This is a genomic window from Pseudofrankia inefficax (genome assembly GCF_000166135.1).
GTDB classification, from domain to species: domain Bacteria; phylum Actinomycetota; class Actinomycetes; order Frankiales; family Frankiaceae; genus Pseudofrankia; species Pseudofrankia inefficax.
Map to the genome: position 1 here is coordinate 2,369,802 of NC_014666.1, position 16,955 is coordinate 2,386,756.

General features: G+C 72.1%; 12 protein-coding genes and 2 tRNA genes. 6 read left to right on the plus strand and 8 right to left on the minus strand.

Annotation, left to right across the window (positions count from 1 at the left end; translation table 11 throughout):
* Positions 1 to 157: 157 nt before the first annotated feature.
* Positions 158 to 1,012 carry a neutral zinc metallopeptidase gene (locus tag FRAEUI1C_RS09660; RefSeq protein WP_071587938.1) on the minus strand — a complete coding sequence of 285 codons (855 nt, stop codon included), beginning with the start codon at positions 1,010 to 1,012 and terminating at the stop codon, positions 158 to 160.
* Between the two features lie 200 nt (positions 1,013 to 1,212).
* On the opposite strand from FRAEUI1C_RS09660, the gene FRAEUI1C_RS09665 reads away from it, so the two are divergent.
* Positions 1,213 to 1,416, plus strand: a complete 204-nt coding sequence (locus tag FRAEUI1C_RS09665; protein ID WP_013423112.1) for a hypothetical protein — start codon at positions 1,213 to 1,215, stop codon at positions 1,414 to 1,416.
* A 126-nt stretch (positions 1,417 to 1,542) separates the two neighbouring features.
* Here the strand turns inward: FRAEUI1C_RS09665 and FRAEUI1C_RS09670 are convergent, their stop codons facing one another.
* The 7 genes from FRAEUI1C_RS09670 to FRAEUI1C_RS09700 form a co-directional block, all read right to left on the minus strand.
* Positions 1,543 to 2,394 (minus strand): L,D-transpeptidase, encoded by an 852-nt coding sequence (locus FRAEUI1C_RS09670; RefSeq protein WP_232425366.1) that lies wholly within the window; start codon positions 2,392 to 2,394, stop codon positions 1,543 to 1,545.
* 315 nt (positions 2,395 to 2,709) lie between these two features.
* Positions 2,710 to 5,343 (minus strand): Tex family protein, encoded by a 2,634-nt coding sequence (locus FRAEUI1C_RS09675; RefSeq protein ID WP_013423114.1) that lies wholly within the window; start codon positions 5,341 to 5,343, stop codon positions 2,710 to 2,712.
* Positions 5,344 to 5,549: 206 nt separating this feature from the next.
* Positions 5,550 to 5,813, minus strand: a complete 264-nt coding sequence (locus tag FRAEUI1C_RS09680) for a metallothionein (RefSeq protein WP_013423115.1) — start codon at positions 5,811 to 5,813, stop codon at positions 5,550 to 5,552.
* 82 nt (positions 5,814 to 5,895) lie between these two features.
* Positions 5,896 to 7,776 carry a class I SAM-dependent methyltransferase gene (locus FRAEUI1C_RS09685; protein WP_013423116.1) on the minus strand — a complete coding sequence of 627 codons (1,881 nt, stop codon included), beginning with the start codon at positions 7,774 to 7,776 and terminating at the stop codon, positions 5,896 to 5,898.
* 73 nt (positions 7,777 to 7,849) lie between these two features.
* Positions 7,850 to 9,751: a class I SAM-dependent methyltransferase gene (locus tag FRAEUI1C_RS09690; RefSeq protein ID WP_013423117.1), complete on the minus strand. Its 1,902-nt coding sequence runs from the start codon at positions 9,749 to 9,751 to the stop codon at positions 7,850 to 7,852.
* On the minus strand, positions 9,751 to 10,587 hold the full coding sequence (locus FRAEUI1C_RS09695) for a 4'-phosphopantetheinyl transferase family protein (protein WP_083819464.1): 837 nt from the start codon (positions 10,585 to 10,587) through the stop codon (positions 9,751 to 9,753). The genes FRAEUI1C_RS09690 and FRAEUI1C_RS09695 overlap by 1 nt, the downstream gene beginning before the upstream one ends.
* Positions 10,588 to 10,802: 215 nt before the next feature.
* A tRNA-Gly gene (locus FRAEUI1C_RS09700) sits at positions 10,803 to 10,876 on the minus strand.
* Between the two features lie 615 nt (positions 10,877 to 11,491).
* Between FRAEUI1C_RS09700 and FRAEUI1C_RS09705 the strand changes: the two genes are divergently transcribed.
* From FRAEUI1C_RS09705 to clpX, 5 genes are all read left to right on the plus strand, one after another.
* Positions 11,492 to 11,564 (plus strand) — tRNA-Pro (locus tag FRAEUI1C_RS09705).
* 606 nt (positions 11,565 to 12,170) lie between these two features.
* Entirely contained in the window at positions 12,171 to 13,589 is a 1,419-nt protein-coding gene (tig, locus tag FRAEUI1C_RS09710; RefSeq protein WP_013423119.1) for a trigger factor, read from the plus strand.
* Between the two features lie 355 nt (positions 13,590 to 13,944).
* Positions 13,945 to 14,592, plus strand: coding sequence for an ATP-dependent Clp protease proteolytic subunit (locus FRAEUI1C_RS09715; protein WP_013423120.1), 648 nt, complete (start codon positions 13,945 to 13,947; stop codon positions 14,590 to 14,592).
* Between the two features lie 61 nt (positions 14,593 to 14,653).
* A complete protein-coding gene (locus tag FRAEUI1C_RS09720) occupies positions 14,654 to 15,286 on the plus strand; it encodes an ATP-dependent Clp protease proteolytic subunit (RefSeq protein WP_013423121.1) in 633 nt (210 codons plus the stop codon).
* A gap of 295 nt (positions 15,287 to 15,581) precedes the next feature.
* On the plus strand, positions 15,582 to 16,874 hold the full coding sequence (clpX, locus tag FRAEUI1C_RS09725; RefSeq protein ID WP_013423122.1) for an ATP-dependent Clp protease ATP-binding subunit ClpX: 1,293 nt from the start codon (positions 15,582 to 15,584) through the stop codon (positions 16,872 to 16,874).
* Positions 16,875 to 16,955 lie beyond the last annotated feature (81 nt).

The following is a 16,955-nucleotide window of genomic DNA, read 5'->3' on the forward strand; positions in this document are numbered from 1 at the left end:
CCCTTCCCCGCGGGCCCCTGCGGCCGACCTCGCGGTCGGCGGCGCCCTCCATCTTGCCTGGAAAGCGCCACGGGCCGGCGGCGCGGCTGGGCGACCGCGCCGCCGGCCCGTGCGGCCGGACAGGCAAAGAGGTACGACGAAACGGGTGGAGCGTGGGTCAGCCGAGCACGCCGGTCAGCGGCACGGAGCCGCTCGCGGACTGCCCGATCGCGAAGCACTTGGCGGTGTCGTGCCGGTACCCGGTGAGGAAGGCGGCCGCCCGCTGGTCCGGTGTGCCGTGGGCGTCCGGGTCGGACGGCGACTCCTTGTGGAACCAGCTGTCACCCAGGCTGAAGAAGAGCACCGAGCCCTTGGCGACGTCGACCCCGGGCAGCCGCTTCGCGTCGTGCGAGAACTTCGCCTCCGTGCCGGCCAGGCAGTCGGCCTGGTTCTCCTCCGACCGCGACACCACGCCGACCCGGTTGGTCAGCCGCGAGACCCGGTGGCCGAGCTCGTGCATGAGCACGAACATCGGGAAGGACGGGCCGCCCTGCTGGTAGAGGCGGGCCATGAAGTCCTGGCTGTACGCGACGGTGTCGTCGAGCCGGCAGTAGAACGCGTTGCCCTTGAAGTCGTCCGCGTTCCGGTCCTGCGCGCCGCACTGGTCGTCGGGAATCTGGCCGTCGCGGTAGACGACGAACCGAGGCGTGGTCCAGACGCTGCCCAGCTGCTGTGCCCAGTACGTGTTCACCCCGCCCGGGCAGCCGATCGGCCCGGTGATCACCTTCAGCGCGTCGGCCTCCGTGGTCGCGGCGCCACCGCAGTCGGAGCCGGCCGCGGGCTGGCCGGTCGCCGACGCCGGCGAGGTGGTCGAGGCGGTGGTGGTCGAGTCGACCGGGTTGCAGCCGCTGAGCATTCCCACGGACAACGCCACCGAAACAGAGATAGCGGCGAATGCCGCCCATTTCGTTCGCACGCCGCGACCGTACCGGGTACCCGACCGAGCGCCGTTGCCCCGTCGGGACGGCGACAGTCATCCGCGGTGTCGCCAGTGTCGCGGGGCTGACTGGGTGCTATCCGGGCGACGCGGTCGCGCCACCGACCTCGGGCGGGACGGCCAGGGCTGGGACAGCGCCAGATGCCGGACTCATGTGGGATCGGGAGTGTAGACCGGTCGATTGTGGGTAATTTCCGGTCCGGGACATCCCCCAGACATTCATAACGGGAGAAACAGTGGCCGACACGCGGGTCTACACCAGGACGAGTCTCGGAACGATCATCTACCTCGTCATTGGTCTGATCATCACGATTAGCCAGGGCTACTGGCACATCGACCGGTGGGACGGCCATTTCACGGGCAGCCTGCTCACCGCGATCGCCGCCACCCTTCTCTGGCCGATCTCGCTCTTCTACACCTTCATTCTCACCCACCGGTGACCTTGCGTTCCGCGTGGTCAGTCACCCGGATCGGCCGGCCGATGGGCCGGCCGATCCGCTGTAGGTAACGAGTTCAGCCCGAGATGTGTCGCGCCGCCCAGGGCGCCCTCCTGGCGGACCGTCCGGTCAGGTAATCGTGACCGGCGTCCCCACCGGCAACAGGGCGGCGAGTGCGGTGATGTCGGAGTTACGCAGGCGAATACAACCCATGCTGACGTCGGTGCCCACGCGGTCCGGCTGGTTCGTGCCGTGCAGGCCGATGATGCCGTTGCCGCCGTCGAAGTTCGTGATGACGTCAGAAAATCCGGAAAGCCCGAACGCGTATGGGCCCCAGGGTCCGGCCGGGTTCGCCGGTTTCAGGAGCTCGGCCAGGTAGAAATGGCCGAGTGGCGTCGGCGTCGTCCCGGTGCCGATGCCGACCGGATAGACGCCCGAGGGCTTGCCGTCCTTGAAGACGGTGAGTTCGTGGCGGGTTTTGTCGACGGTGAGCGCGAACGGGGTCGCCGTCAGCCGGGTGTCCTTGGTCCGGATCCAGCCGGTCGACCCGTTCGGGCGCACCGGCAGCGACACCTGCAGCCAGTCCGGCTGGTAGTGCTTGACCAGGAGTACCAACGGCGCGCCCTCGGCGTTCGGGTTGGCGAGCGTGCTGGTCGGCTGCTCGGCGGACCGGCCAACCGGCGCGACGGCCGGCGCCTGCGTGGCCGGCGGCTGCCGGGCCGGCGGCTCCGAGGTCGACGGCTGCGAGGTCGGTGCGTCGGCGTTCGTCACCGGCGCTGACTGGCCGAAGACCGGGATGGTGCCGGCTGCCGGCCACGCGACCAGGCTCCACCCCGCCGGAAGATGGGCCGGGTCGAGGCCGGCCGCGCGCGGTTTGGCCACCGGCCGGGTCGGGCTGGCCGAGACGCTCGGCTTCGGCCCCGCCACCGGCGAATGGCCGCCACCGCAGCCGGCCAGCGCGAGCCCGGCCGCGACCGTCACCGCGATGGTCCTAACCGATGCCCGGGCAGCCTTACGGGCCGGCTTCGGCTCGTCCTGTCGACTCGCCGTCGTTCGGTCGCGCCTGCGCACTGCCCGGCCTCCGTCCGTCGTCCGTCGCAGGCGGCAGGTTACTTGCTGTAGTTGCCGGGAGACGGGCGCGGCGGGGTTCGGGCGGGAACCGAGCGGACACGGCCGCCCGTCCGCCTCGCGCCGGTATGGAGGCTCGCGCGGGCGCGCCGGGTATGAGTCGATCGCTCGACGTCTGAGGACCGGCCCAGGTAGATCCTGACCCGGGCCGGTCCCCAGCGAGTGGGCCTACTTGCCGGTGCGGGGCCTGCCGTTCTCGTCGACCAGGCCGGCCCGACGCAGCGCGTCGGCGATCGCGCCGTTCGGCGGGGCAGCGGGCCGTCCGCCGCGCTGGCCGTTCCCGCGGCTCGTGCCGCCGCGCTGGCCGCCGCCGCCACGTCCGTCGGCGGGGGCGCCGCGGGTGCCGGCGTCCCGCCGTGGGCCGCGGTTGTCCGCGCCGCGAGCATCTCGTCCGCCGTCCCGGCCCCCTGCCTGGCCGGCGCCGCCGCCGTTCTGGCTACCGCCGGACTGGCTGCCTGGCCGCCCGCCGCCCGGTTGGCCGCCGGCCGCCTGGCCGCCGCCGCGTGGGCCCGACCGTTGCGCACGTCCCTCACGGCCGCCACCGCCGCCACCGCCGCCACCGGTGGCCGCGTCGTCGTCGAGGCGCAGGGTCAGCGAGATGCGCTTGCGGGGCACGTCGACGTCGAGGACCTTGACCTTGACGATGTCGCCCGGCTTGGCCACCTCGCGCGGGTCGCGCACGAAGGTCTTGGACATCGCCGACACGTGCACCAGGCCGTCCTGGTGGACGCCGACGTCGACGAAGGCGCCGAACGCGGCCACGTTGGTGACCACGCCCTCCAGCACCATGCCGGCCACCAGGTCGGAGATCTCGTCGACGCCGTCGGCGAAGGTGGCGGTCTTGAACGCCGGCCGCGGGTCGCGGCCCGGCTTCTCCAGCTCGGCGAGGATGTCGGTCACCGTCGGCAGACCGAAGGTCTCGTCCACGAAGTCGGTCGCCTTCACCGCCCGCAGCGCCGTCGAGTTCCCGATCAGCCCGCGGATGTCGCCGTTCGTGGCGGTCAGGATGCGGCGCACCACCGGGTAGGACTCGGGGTGCACGGACGAGGCGTCCAGCGGGTCGTCGCCGTCGGGGATGCGCAGGAAGCCCGCGCACTGCTCGAACGCCTTCGGGCCCAGGCGTGGCACCTCGCGCAGGGCGGTCCTGGTCCGGAACGGCCCCTTCGCGTCCCGGTGGGCGACGATGTTCTCGGCGAGGGTCGCCCCGATCCCGGAGACCCGGGTGAGCAGCGGCGTCGACGCGGTGTTCACGTCGACCCCGACGGCGTTCACGGCGTCCTCGACCACGGCGTCCAGCGACCGGGACAGCTTCAGCTCGCTGAGGTCGTGCTGGTACTGGCCGACCCCGATCGACTTCGGGTCGATCTTCACGAGTTCGGCCAGCGGGTCCTGCAGCCGGCGCGCGATCGAGACGGCGCCGCGCAGCGACACGTCCATCCCGGGCAGCTCCTTCGAGGCGAAGGCGCTGGCCGAGTACACCGAGGCCCCGGCCTCGGAGACGACGATCTTGGTGAGCTTCAGCTCGCTCGCCGCGCGGACCAGCTCCTCGGCGAGCTTGTCGGTCTCCCGGGAGGCGGTGCCGTTGCCGATCGCGATCAGCTCCACCTGGTGCGCGGCGCACAGCTTGTGCAGCTTGACCAGGGCCTCGTCCCACCGGCGGGCCGGCACGTGCGGGTAGATCGTGTCGGTCGCGACGCACTTGCCGGTGGCGTCGACGACGGCGACCTTGACACCGGTCCGGTAGCCAGGGTCGAGGCCCATCGTCGCCCGAGTGCCGGCGGGGGCGGCCAGCAGCAGATCGCGCAGGTTCGTGGCGAAGACCCGGACGGCCTCGTCCTCGGCGGCCTGGAACAGGCGCAGCCGCAGGTCGATGCCGAGGTGGACCAGGACGCGCGTCCGCCACGCCCAGCGGACCGTGTCGCCCAGCCAGCGGTCGGCCGGGCGGCCCGCGTCGGTGACACCGAACCGGGCCGCGATCGCCGTCTCGTAGCCCGACGGCACCACCGGGGCGGTCGGGTCCGCGTCCTCGGGCTCCGGGTCGAGATCCAGGTCGAGGATCTCCTCCTTCTCGCCGCGCAGCAGCGCGAGCACCCGGTGCGACGGCAGCGAGGTGAACGGCTCGTCGAAGGCGAAGTAGTCCGAGAACTTGGCGCCGGCCTCCTCCTTGCCCTCACGGACCTTGGAGACCACCCGGCCGCGGCCCCACATCCGTTCGCGCAGCTCGCCGATCAGGTCGGCGTCCTCGGCGAACCGCTCGACCAGGATCGCGCGGGCTCCGTCGAGCGCGGCCGCCGCGTCCGCGACGCCCTTCTCCGCGTCGGCGTAGCCGGCGGCGGTCGTCGTCGGGTCCAGCGTCGGGTCGCCCAGCAGCGCGTCGGCCAGCGGCTCCAGACCTGCCTCGCGGGCGATCTGGGCCTTCGTACGGCGCTTCGGCTTGTAGGGGAGGTAGATGTCCTCCAGCCGGGCCTTCGAGTCGGCGGCGTTGATCTGCGCCTCGAGCGCGTCGTCGAGCTTGCCCTGGGAGCGGATCGACTCCAGGATCGCCGCCCGGCGCTCCTCCAGCTCCCGCAGGTAGCGCAGCCGCTCCTCGAGCGTGCGCAGCTGCGTGTCGTCGAGGGTGCCGGTCACCTCCTTGCGGTAGCGCGCGATGAACGGCACGGTCGAGCCGCCGTCGAGCAGCCCGACGGCCGCCACGACCTGGTTCTCGCGCACCCCGAGCTCGTCGGCGATCCGGCCCTCGATGGACCTCCTGGCAGCCTCTGTTGGCACAGCGGCGACCTGCACGGTGGACGTCGTCGTCACAGATGATCTCCTCCGGTCCCCACTGATTATGGCGGTCGGGCGGAACCGGGCGCGGAGCGCCCGTCGCCCGACCCGCCTGGTTCGGGCGCTGAGCGCCCTCTCCTGCGTGGTTCGGGGGGAGGGGAGGAGTACGGAGGCGAGTGCTTGTCCAGGGCCGGTTTCTGGGGCGCGTTTCGCCTGGGAATCGGTCGTGTCCCGGCTACCCGTCAGGCCTGGGCGAGGCGGCCGGTGTCGGCGTGGTCGCGGATGAGGCTGCTGTCGACGCCCTCGCCGCGGGCGCAGTGGGCGCAGCAGTAGAAGCGGCCGTCGGCCTCGACGCCGTGGCCGCTGATCTTCACACCGCAGTGTTCGCAGACCGGGCTCATCGCATGGATCGCGCACTCGAAGCTGTCGAAGACGTGCACGGCGCCCTGGGCGTGCACCTCGAAGCTCATCGCGTAGTCGTTGCCGCAGACCTCGCACACGGACACCGCCGCGCCTCCTTCGCCGGGCCGGCCCGTCACCTGACGGGGGGCTGTGGCTACGGACGGTAGCGGCCCGGCTGGGGGCGGGCTACCCGATGGCCGACGTGGCGGCGCCGGGATCGGCGAGCCGGGCGAGGATGCGGTACGCGTTCGCGCGGTTGCCTCGGGTCAGGAACGGCCGGCTCGCCGCCTCGGCGACCGCGGCCACCGGCATCAGCGGCGCGAGGGCCGCGAACGCCGCCGCCCGCCGGGCATAGCCGAGCAGCGGGCGGCGCACGTCCCGCCAGGGCAGGTCGGGCGACGGGCCCAGCAGCTGGAACACCCCCCACCAGGCCAGCGGGGCGTCGCCGGAGATGTGAACCTGCCCGAACTCCACGTGCTCGATGACGAAGCCGCGCGCGGTCAGCGCGTCGACGAGGTTGTCCGCCGGCAGCAGGTTCAGGTGCTGGGGGATCAGCATCCCGGAGGCCAGCGGCCCATAGGCCCGGAAGGTCACGCTGTCCGGGTTCGGCACCTCGATGAGCAGATGGCCGCCCGGGCGCAGCGCGAGCGCGGCGGCGTCGAGCTCGGCCCGCGGGTCGCCGGTGTGCTCCAGGTAGTGGAACATGCTGACCACGTCGTAGCGGCCGGCCAGCGACGGGGCGAGGTCGGGGAACTGGCCCAGGTAGGCGTTCTCGACCCAGCCGCGCCGGCCGGCCTCCTCGATGCCGTCGCCCAGGTCCAGGCCGTCGAAGACGGTGCTCGGCCAGACATCCCGCGCCAGCAGGCAGAAATGCCCGTGGCCCGCGCCGACGTCGAGCCAGGTCCGCGGCGTCGGCGGCACCGAGCGGGCCCGCGCCGGGTGCGAGCCCGGTCCGAAGCCCAGTACCTGCTCCATCGAGTCCCGGCCGAGCCCGCCGTAGAAGTCGCGGTAGTAGAAGTCGAGGCCCTCCGGCGTCAGCCGCGGGTTCTGGAAGACGTGCCGGCAGTCGGCGCACCGGTCGTAGCGGAACCGGCCCGGCTTGACCTGCATGGTGTCGACGCCGACGGTCATCCGGCGCAGCCGGGGACCGCCGCACCACGGGCAGGTGGTCCGGGGCTCCTCCAGGAACCGCTCGACGCCGGCCGCGAGATCGGCCCGGTAGGCCGCGCGGGCCGCTTCGAGACCGGCCTCGTCGTCGGCGGCGTAGGCCGGAGGTAACGACACCCGCCAGCGGCCGAGCCGCTCGGTGGCCCGGGTTGGGGCCAGGTCGGCGACCAGCTCGGCGGCGCCGCGGCGCCGAACCAGCGGCGCGGCGAGCAGGTCGGCCCGGTCGATCCGCACCGGCCCGCCGGCGGCGACGGCGGCCGGCTGCAGCCAGCTGAGCGCGGCCGCGGCGAGCGTCCAGCCGGGCGCCGCCCGCGCCCCGGTGGCGAGCAGCGCGTCGCGGACCGCCGGGGCGACCAGGCTCGGCGGCTGCCACGCGTAGGCGGCGCGCTGGACGGCGAACCGCTCGGCCCCGGTCCTGGGCAGTGCCCGCAGCCCCGGCAGCACGGCGAGGGCCGTGGTCGTCGGCGCGTGCCGCTTGAGCACGGCGGTGATCGCGACCAGGTCGGTCTCGCCGAGGTCCTTCGGGTCCAGTGCGCTGCGGGCGAGGATCTCCCGGTCGACCAGCAAGGCCTGGTAGGCGCCCCGGCCCGGGGTGAGCCGGTTGGCCTGGTAGCTGGTGGTGTCGACGAGCCGGGCCAGGTCGAGCAGGCGGTCCGGGGTCAGCTGCTCGGGCACCAGGTCGAGCACGTCCAGGCCGTGGCGGCGGGCGTGGGCGCTGGCCGCGCGCCGCTGGGCCTCGTCGAGGCGGACCCCGCCGACGGTGAGGAAGACGTGCGCGTGGTGCACCGGCTCGTCGGACGGCCCGATGACCGGCAGCGCGGACAGCCGGCGCCGCAGCCGGGCGGTGTTGAGGCCGACACCGGCGGCCACGGCCGCCGAGATCCAGGTCCGACGGTTCACGGAACCTCCAGCGGGCGGGAGCGACTCACTGCGGCCCGGGCCGGCCGGCCACGGGATCCGACGTCGGGAAGCATCACGGCAGCCGGGCCAGAACCCGGTAGGCGTTCGACCGGCGCCCGCCCGTCAGGTACGGCCGGGCGGCCGCGTCGGCGACGACCATGGCCGGGAACAGCGGCCCGAGCGCGGCCAGCGTCGCCAGCCGCCGGGCCTGCCCACCCGGCGACCCGGGCTGGGCCCGCCAGGGCAGGTCCAGCGACGGGGCGAGCCGTTGGCACAGCGCCCACCAGGCGTACATCCCGTCGCCGTCGAGGTGGGCCCGGCCGAACTCGACGTGCTCGACCCGCAGGCCGCGCGCCGTCAGCGCGTCGACCAGGTTGTCCGCGGGGATCAGGTGCAGATGCTGCGGCGCGAGCCAGCCCGACCACAGCGGTCCGTAGACGCGGGCGGAGAGGCTCTCGGGGTTGGGCACCTCGATCAGCAGGTGGCCGCCCGGGCTCAGCGCGGTGATCGCGGCGTCCAGGTCCGCGCGCGGGTCCCGAGTGTGCTCCAGGTAGTGGAACATGCTGACCACGTCGTAGCGCCCGGCCAGCGACGGGGCCAGGTCGGGCAGCTGGCCGGAGTAGGTGTGGTCGATCCAGCCCCGCCGGGCCCCCTCCGCCAGGGCCTCGCCCTGGTCCAGGCCGTCGAAGACCGTGGTCGGCCACACGTCGCGGGCCATCAGGCAGAAGTGGCCCATGCCGGTGCCCACGTCCAGCCAGGTGCGCGGCGTCGGGGGTACCGACCGGGCGCGGGCGAGGTAGCCCGCCCGGCCGGCGTCGCCGATGACCTCCATGATCGGTGCGCCCAGGCCGTCGTAGAAGTCGCGGTAGTAGAAGTCCAGGCCCTCGTCGGTGGGGGACGGGTTCTGGAAGACGTGCCGGCAGTCGGCGCAGCGGTCATAGCGGAACCGGCCTGGCTTGGCCAGCGTCGCGTCGAAGCCATCGGTGACCTTGGTCAGCCGGGCGCCGCCGCACCACGGGCAGGTGGGCCGCGCCGCGGCGAGAAAGCGCTCGACGCCGCCGGCCAGGTCGGCCTGGTAGATCGCGCGCAGCTCGGCGGCGTGCTCCGCGTCGTCGGCGGGGAACGCGTGTGGGCGGGCGAAGCCCCAACGTGCCAGGCCGCCCGAGTCCGCGCCGCCAGGTTCGCCCGGGGTGCGCACCTGGGCGCTGCGGGCCGCCGCGGCACCGAGGGCGGACGCGTCGGCGACGAACTCGGCCGCGGCCCGCCGCCGTTGCAGCGGCGCGGTGAGGGCCTCGGCCGGGCGCAGCCGGACCGGCCCGCCCGACGCGGCGGCGACGGGCTGCAGCCAGCTGGCCGCCGCCGCCGCGAGCGTCCAGCGGGGGGCGCGGGCCAGCCCACGGGCCAGCGCCAGGTCCCGGACCATCGGGCCGAGCGGGCGTGCCGGGTCCCAGCGGGACGTCGCCTGCCGGACGGCCAGCCGTTGCTGGCCCGTCCGGGGCGCGGCCCGCAGCCCGGGCAGCACGGCGAGACCGGTGGTCAGCGGCGCGTACCGCTTGAGCGTCGCGGTGACGGCGACCAGGCCGACCTCGGTGACCTCCTTGGGGTGCAGCCCCGCGCGGGCCAGCACGTCCCGGTCGATCAGCAGCGCCTGGTAGGCGCCGCGGCCCGGCGCCAGCCGGTCGGTCCGGTACCGGGCCGGGTCGACCAGCCGGGCCAGGTCGAGCAGCCGGTCGGGGCTCAGCTCGTCGGGCACGAGGTCCAGGACGTCGAGGCCGTGGCGGCGCGCGTACGCGCTCGCGGCCCGCTGCTGGGCGTCATCGAGCCGGACGCCGTCGGCCGCCAGGAAGACGTGAGTGTGGTGGACCCGGTCGTCCGAGGGCTCGATCACCGGCAACGCGGCCAGCCGACGGCGCAGCCGAGCCGTATTGATCACGATCCCGGCGGTCAGGGCCGCTGGCAGCACAGCTCGGTTCATCAGGCACTGTCTCCGTCCACCCGGTCCTCCGGGCTGATCGCGACCACGGCGAGGATCAGGCCCTGAGTGACCAGGTACCGGCCGCGCATCGACGTGAGTCGTCGCCCGCCCGGCAGGACCGGGCCCGTCACCAGCAGCTTCGCGGTGAAGGTGCCGGTCCGTCGTGTCGCGGCGCCGGTGCGTTCCACGTCGCCTGTCGGCCCGCTGTCGTCCGGACCGCTTCCGCCTGGCCCGTGTGCCGCCGGCCCTTGTGCGGCCGGGCTGGCATCGGCCGGGCGGCCGTCGAGGGTGATCAGCGCGTCCTCGAAGCCCAGCCAGCTCCCGGCCAGCGGGAACCAGGCCTTGTAGACGGACTCCTTGGCGCAGAACAGCAGCCGGTCCCAGTGCACCTCGGGCTCGGCCCGGGCCACGGCCCGTACCCAGGAGCTCTCCGCCGGCAGCGCGATCCGCTCGAAGACCCCGTCCGGCGTCGGACCGTTCGGCTCGGCGTCGATCCCGATGGACAGCACGTCCCCGGCCCGCGCGACGACGGCGGCCCGGTATCCCTCGCAGTGGGTGATGCTGCCGACCAGCCCGGCCGGCCACAGCGGCTCCCGGTTCGGCCCGGCCAGCAGGGGCGCGGGCGCGACCCCGAGGCGCGCCATCGCCCGCCGCGCGCACACCCGGCCGGCGGTGAACTCCCGGCGGCGCTTCGGCACGGCCCGGGCGAGCAGCGCCTCCTCGGCGGGGAACAGCTCCGACGGCGACTCGTCCACGAGCGTCTCCGCCGCGACGGCCTTCGCCGGCACAAGGTCGGCCAGCAGGCTCGCGGCTGCCCCCACTCCTACTTCCGGCATACCGCCAGCTTCGCACCGCCCGCGACAAGCCTCCGGACCCGGTCGCGCCGCTGGGTGCCGGCACCGGGCCTTGAGCGGGTCCTGTCGGCCTCCGCACGGCCGCGGGCGTGACGGAGGCCACGGTCGGCGAGGAGGCGGGCGGTGAGAACCGAACAGGCACCCACATGGTTCGGGCCCCGACCGTGGCCGGGGCGTGGAAGCCCTGAAGCCGCAGGTGGAGCGGGTGACCGGGATCGAACCGGCATGACCAGCTTGGAAGGCTGGGGCTCTACCATTGAGCTACACCCGCATGGTGATCGCGTTGAAGCTTATCGCAGGGCGAGGCTCGGCGACGATCTGGCGGTCGTCCCTCTTCTGGCCCGACGTTGTGTTCACAGATCGGGGCGAACCGGACCCATCGTGTAGGGGCGGGCACCCCCTGGTGACCGTAGACGGCGCCCCGGTGGGGTGACCGTGGTGGCCTGCGGGTGAGGTCGGCCCGCCGGCACCGTCCCGGCCGCTCCGAGGCGCCGCCTCGCCTGCGCGGATGCCGATCATGGGGCGGGCTTGCCGGACTGCTTCACCTTGATCGAGAACTGCGCAGGAAAAAATTGGACAAATTGGGGCGTGGAGCGCCGTTTTGGCTGCGCGACGGGCGATCAAGGCCTTCCAGCGGGTTGGGAGGCCAGCCTTGATCATTGGTTGCGCAGGGGATTCTGGCCAGTCGGGGGACTGGTGGAGGTGGGGGCTGGGGTCGGGCTGGTCGGCGCCGGAGGAGTGGCGGGACCGGGGCGGGCTCCGAGCGCCGGCGCGATCGAGCCGACGCGGCCTGGTGCCGCGGGTTGCTGGTGCCGCGGGTTGACAGTGGTGAGGCCCGGGCCGCGATCGAGGAGCCACCAGCCCGTAGGATGGAGGCGCAACGCCTCGGGGCGTAGCGTAGTGGCTAGCGCGCCTGCTTTGGGTGCAGGAGATCGGGAGTTCGAGTCTCCCCGCCCCGACGTGCTGGCTCACCGTGTTTGCTGACTTCGTCAGCTGCCCGGGGGCCGCGATATTGCTCCGGGGGGCGACCCCCGGACCCCCGGTGTCGAGCTTCGCTCGACTGGGGGGTCGAGGTTGCTTCGCTTCTCGACGGTCGGCTTGTTCGGCTGGGGTGGGGTGGGCTGGCCTGTGGCCCGCCGGTGTCGAGCTTCGCTCGATCGGGGGGTCGAGGTTGCTTCGCTTCTCGATGGTCGGCTTGTTCGGCCGGGGTGGTGGGGGGCTTCTGGCCCGTTGGTGTCGAGTTCTGCTCGGCTGAGGGGTTGGGGGCGCCGCGCTTCCTGGTGCGGGTCTGCCTGGCTGGGGTGGTGGGGTGGCCTTTGGCCCGCTGGTGTCGAGTTCGGCTCGACTGGGGGGTTGAGGTGGCTTCGCGTTCCGGGGTCGGGCTTGCTCGACTGGGATGCCGGAGTGGCCTTGGCTCGCCGGTGTCGAGCTTCGCTTGACCGAGGGGCTGTCCGGGGTTGCCGTTTGCTGCACCTACCGGGGGCCGTGAAGCGGTCCGGGGTCACCGCGTGGCGGTAATCTCGGCGCGTCCCCCGTCCGACGTCGTACCAGGAGACATCCGCGCCGTGAAGGCCACCAAGGAGTCACTCAGCCCGACCAGGGTCAAACTCACCGTCGAGGTGCCCTTCGACGACCTGAAGCCCTCCCTGGACGCCACCTACAAGAAGCTGTCCAGGCAGATCCGGGTGTCCGGGTTCCGCCCGGGCAAGGTGCCGCCGCGGATTCTGGACCAGCGCCTCGGGCGCTCGACCATCCTCGACGAGGCCCTTCAGGAGGCGCTGCCCCAGTTCTACTCGGAGGCGGTCGAGGCCGAGGACGTCGACGTGCTGTCGCGGCCGGAGGTGGACGTCACCGAGTTCGCCGAGGGCAGCCCGATCGTGTTCACCGCCGAGGTGGACGTCCGCCCGCAGCTCGCGCTGCCGGAGGCGGACAGCGTCAAGATCACGGTTGACAAGATCGAGGTCACCGACGAGCAGATCGACACCCAGCTCGGCTCGATGCGCGAGCGGTTCGCCGTGCTCACCCCGGTCGAGCGGCCGGTCGCCACCGGTGACTACGTGTCGCTCGACCTGTCGGCCACGGTCGACGGCGAGCCCGTGGAGGACGCCACCGCGACCGGGATGTCCTACGAGGTCGGCAGCGGCAACCTGATCGAGGGCATCGACGAGGCGCTCATCGGCGCGAGCGAGGGCGACAGCCGCACGTTCGACACCGAGCTGCTCGCCGGCGACCGGCAGGGCCAGACCGCCCAGGTCACCGCGGTCGTGCGCGGCGTCAAGGAGAAGGAGCTCCCGGCGCTCGACGACGACTTCGCGACGACCGCCAGCGAGTTCGACACCCTCGACGAGCTGAAGGCGGACCTGCGCCAGCGCCTGGAGCAGACCCGCAAGTACGAGCAGGTCAACCAGGCGCGGGAGAAGCTGCTGGAGCAGCTGATCGAGTCCGTCGACGTTCCCGTCCCCGACTCGGTGCTGGAGTCGGAGATCGAGGCCAGGGAGCACCGCCTCGGCCACGACCTGGAGCGTTACGGCGTCGACCGCGAGACCTACCTGAAGACCCTTGAGCAGGAGCCCGAGGAGTTCGACGCGCAGGTCCGCGAGTCGGCCACGAAGGCGATCAAGTCGCAGTTCATCCTGGACACCGTGGTGCGCGCCGAGTCGGTCGGGATCGACCAGGGCGAGCTGATGGAGCAGATCGTCATGCTCGCGCAGCGTTCCGGCGTCGCGCCCGAGCAGTACGCCCAGCAGCTCGCCGGCGGCAACGGCGCCGGGCTGACCGCGCTGATGTCCGACATCATGCGCAACAAGGCGCTGCTGCACCTGCTGCGCCAGGCGACCGTCGTGGACGACGACGACAACGCGGTGACCCTGGAGCTGCCCGAGCGGCCGGACCCGGCGGACCTCGAGGCCTTCGAGGACGACGGTCACGACCATGACCACGATCACGACCACGAGGGTCATGACCACGAGGGCCACGACCACTAGGACGTGACCTTGGCTCCAGGGCTCGCCCTGGACGTGCCTGCCTGTCGGGTTCGACCCGGCAGGACCGTCGGCCCCCGCGGCATCCGCGCGGGGGCCGAGCTGTTGGTGAGGCGCAGCCCGTCGGCTCGGCCAGTGCGCGCGGGATCGCGTGGCCCTCTGCCTAGCGCGAACATCGAGCCAGATGGGCCGGAACTGGCGCGGGTCACAGATAGTGTCGAGCCGGTCAAGCTGTCGTCGCTCGTGGGCACCGTCCCGGCACGCAACCATCAAGGGGGCGTTCGCGGGTACCGGAACTTCGCGAGTACGGAAGCCAGGTCAGTGAAGCCAGCAGGTCAGTGAAGCCGAGGAGTCGAACGTGAGTGAGTTCGCAGTGCCGAGTCTGGCCGCGCCGGGTGGCCCCAGCCTCCGGTCGGCGGGCCAGAGCGGCCCAGGTTTCGACGAGCAGGTCTACAACCGGCTGCTGCGGGAGCGCATCATCTTCCTCGGCACCGTCGTCGAGGACAGCATCGCGAACGCGATCTGTGCGCAGCTGCTGCTGCTGAACGCCGAGGACCCGAACCGGGACATCTGGCTGTACATCAACTCGCCGGGTGGTTCGGTCAGCGCCGGCATGGCGATCTACGACACGATGCAGTTCGTCGAGAACGACGTCGCGACCGTCTCGCTGGGCCTCGCCGCGTCGATGGGCCAGTTCCTGCTGTGCGCCGGCGCCGCTGGCAAGCGGTACTCGCTGCCGCACGCGCGGATCATGATGCACCAGCCGTCCGGCGGCATCGGTGGTACGGCCTCCGACATCGCGATCCAGGCCGAGCAGATGCTCTACACCAAGCGGATGATGCAGGAGCGCATCGCCTTCCACACCGGTCAGCCGATCGACCAGATCGAGCGGGACTCCGACCGCGACCGTTGGTTCACCGCCGAAGAGGCGAAGGACTACGGCTTCGTTGACCATGTCGTCCAGCGGGTGCGCCAGGTGCCCGGTGGCACCCCGTCCGGCCAGTGATCTCGTCGGCGCTCCCACCCTCGTCGGCCCCGTACCACCGCACCTCCCGGAGGGCATGAACATGTCCCGTTACGAGCAGACCGGCCGCTACGTGCTGCCGAACATCATCGAGAAGACGTCCCGTGGCGAGTACGGCATGGACCCGTACTCGAAGCTCCTCAAGGAGCGGATCGTCTTCCTTGGCGTCCAGATCGACGACGTGTCGGCCAACGACGTCATGGCGCAGCTGCTGTTCCTCGAGTCCGAGGACCCGGACCGCGACATCTCGATCTACATCAACTCGCCTGGCGGGTCGTTCACGTCGCTGACCGCGATCTACGACACGATGCAGTTCGTCCGCCCGGACATCCAGACCATCTGCATGGGCCAGGCGGCGTCCGCCGCCGCCGTGCTGCTGGCCGCCGGGACCCCGGGCAAGCGGTTCGCGCTGCAGAACAGCCGCATCCTGATCCACCAGCCGTCCGGTTCCGGTGAGGGCCAGTCGAGCGACATCGAGATCCAGGCCCGTGAGATCCTCCGGATGCGTTCGCTATTGGAGAAAATGCTCGCGGACCACACCGGCAAGGCCGAAGAGGACATCCGCCGGGACATCGAGCGGGACAAGATTCTCTCTGCCGATGAGGCCAAGGAGTACGGCCTGATCGACGAGGTGATCAAGACCCGTAAGTCGTCCCGCCTGTCGGCTGCCCGCTGACAGGACAGGCGACCGTAGGCTGACCTGTATGAGCCGCGCGATAGGGCTCTCACCGGGCGGCCGGGCGGGGTACCGTCCCCCGAAGGGGCGGTACGAGGCAGGACAGGCCAGGCACGGGAGGGCGACCTCCCGGCCCCGCCTGAGTGGCGCCCGAGCTGGAGCGCCGGCCCTGGGGCCGGCCGCGGTGGGCACCTGGCAAGGCCAGTGACAGTCTCGGCACGCGACGACCGGGCGGTGCGAGCCGCCCCCGACTTGCAGGCGACCCCATCGTCTGGACGAAGGGACTGAGTCCTCGGTGGCACGCATCGGTGATGGCGGCGACCTGCTGAAGTGTTCGTTCTGCGGGAAGTCGCAGAAGCAGGTGAAAAAGCTCATCGCCGGTCCCGGCGTCTACATCTGCGACGAGTGCATCGATCTCTGCAACGAGATCATCGAGGAGGAGCTCTCCGAGAGCTCCGAGCTCAAATGGGACGAGCTGCCCAAGCCCCGGGAGATCTACGAGTTCCTGGACGGCTACGTGGTGGGCCAGGAGACCGCGAAGAAGACCCTGTCGGTCGCGGTCTACAACCATTACAAGCGGATCCAGGCGGGCGGCTCGGCCCCGAGCGACAGCGCCAAGGCCGACGTCGAACTGGCGAAGAGCAACATCCTGCTGCTCGGGCCGACCGGCTGCGGCAAGACCCTGCTCGCCCAGACGCTGGCCCGGATGCTCAACGTCCCGTTCGCGATCGCCGACGCGACGGCGCTCACCGAGGCCGGCTACGTCGGCGAGGACGTCGAGAACATCCTGCTCAAGCTGATCCAGGCGGCCGACTACGACGTCAAGAAGGCCGAAACCGGGATCATCTACATCGACGAGGTCGACAAGATCGCCCGGAAGTCGGAGAACCCCAGCATCACCCGGGACGTCTCCGGCGAAGGTGTGCAGCAGGCGCTGCTGAAGATCCTGGAGGGCACGACCGCGAGCGTGCCGCCGCAGGGCGGCCGCAAGCACCCGCACCAGGAGTTCATCCAGATCGACACCACGAACGTGCTGTTCATCGTGGGCGGCGCGTTCGCCGGGCTCGACCGGATCATCGAGTCGCGGATCGGCAAGAAGTCGCTCGGCTTCCGCGCCGTGCTGCACGGCAAGGACGACCCGGACGCGGCCGACGTGTTCGGCGACGTCATGCCGGAGGACCTGCTCAAGTACGGGATGATCCCCGAGTTCATCGGCCGCCTCCCGGTCCTCACCAGTGTGCAGAACCTCGACCGGGAGGCGCTGATCCGCATCCTGACCGAGCCGAAGAACGCGCTGGTCCGGCAGTACAAGCGGCTGTTCGAGCTGGACAACGTCGACCTCGACTTCACCTCCGACGCCCTCGAGGCGATCGCCGACCAGGCGATCCTGCGCGGCACCGGCGCCCGCGGCCTGCGGGCGATCATGGAGGAGGTGCTGATGTCGGTCATGTACGACATCCCCAGCCGCAAGGACGTCGCCCGCGTCGTCGTCACCCGCGAGGTCGTTCTGGAGCACGTCAACCCCACCCTCGTGCCCCGCGACATCAGCGCGGCCAAGCGCAACACCCGCCAGGAGAAGTCTGCGTAACGGCCCGAACGGGCGCTGAGCGCCCGCGGGCCGTTCCGCTGGGTCGGGCGCTGAGCGCCCTCCCCAACGTGGTTCTGCGTC

Coding starts and splice junctions, on each gene's coding strand:
- FRAEUI1C_RS09690 (WP_013423117.1), bottom strand. CDS start 9,751: ATGAACCGAGCTGTGCTGCCAGCGGCCCTGACCGCCGGGATCGTGATC.
- FRAEUI1C_RS09695 (WP_083819464.1), bottom strand. CDS start 10,587: ATGCCGGAAGTAGGAGTGGGGGCAGCCGCGAGCCTGCTGGCCGACCTT.
- FRAEUI1C_RS09720 (WP_013423121.1), top strand. CDS start 14,654: ATGTCCCGTTACGAGCAGACCGGCCGCTACGTGCTGCCGAACATCATC.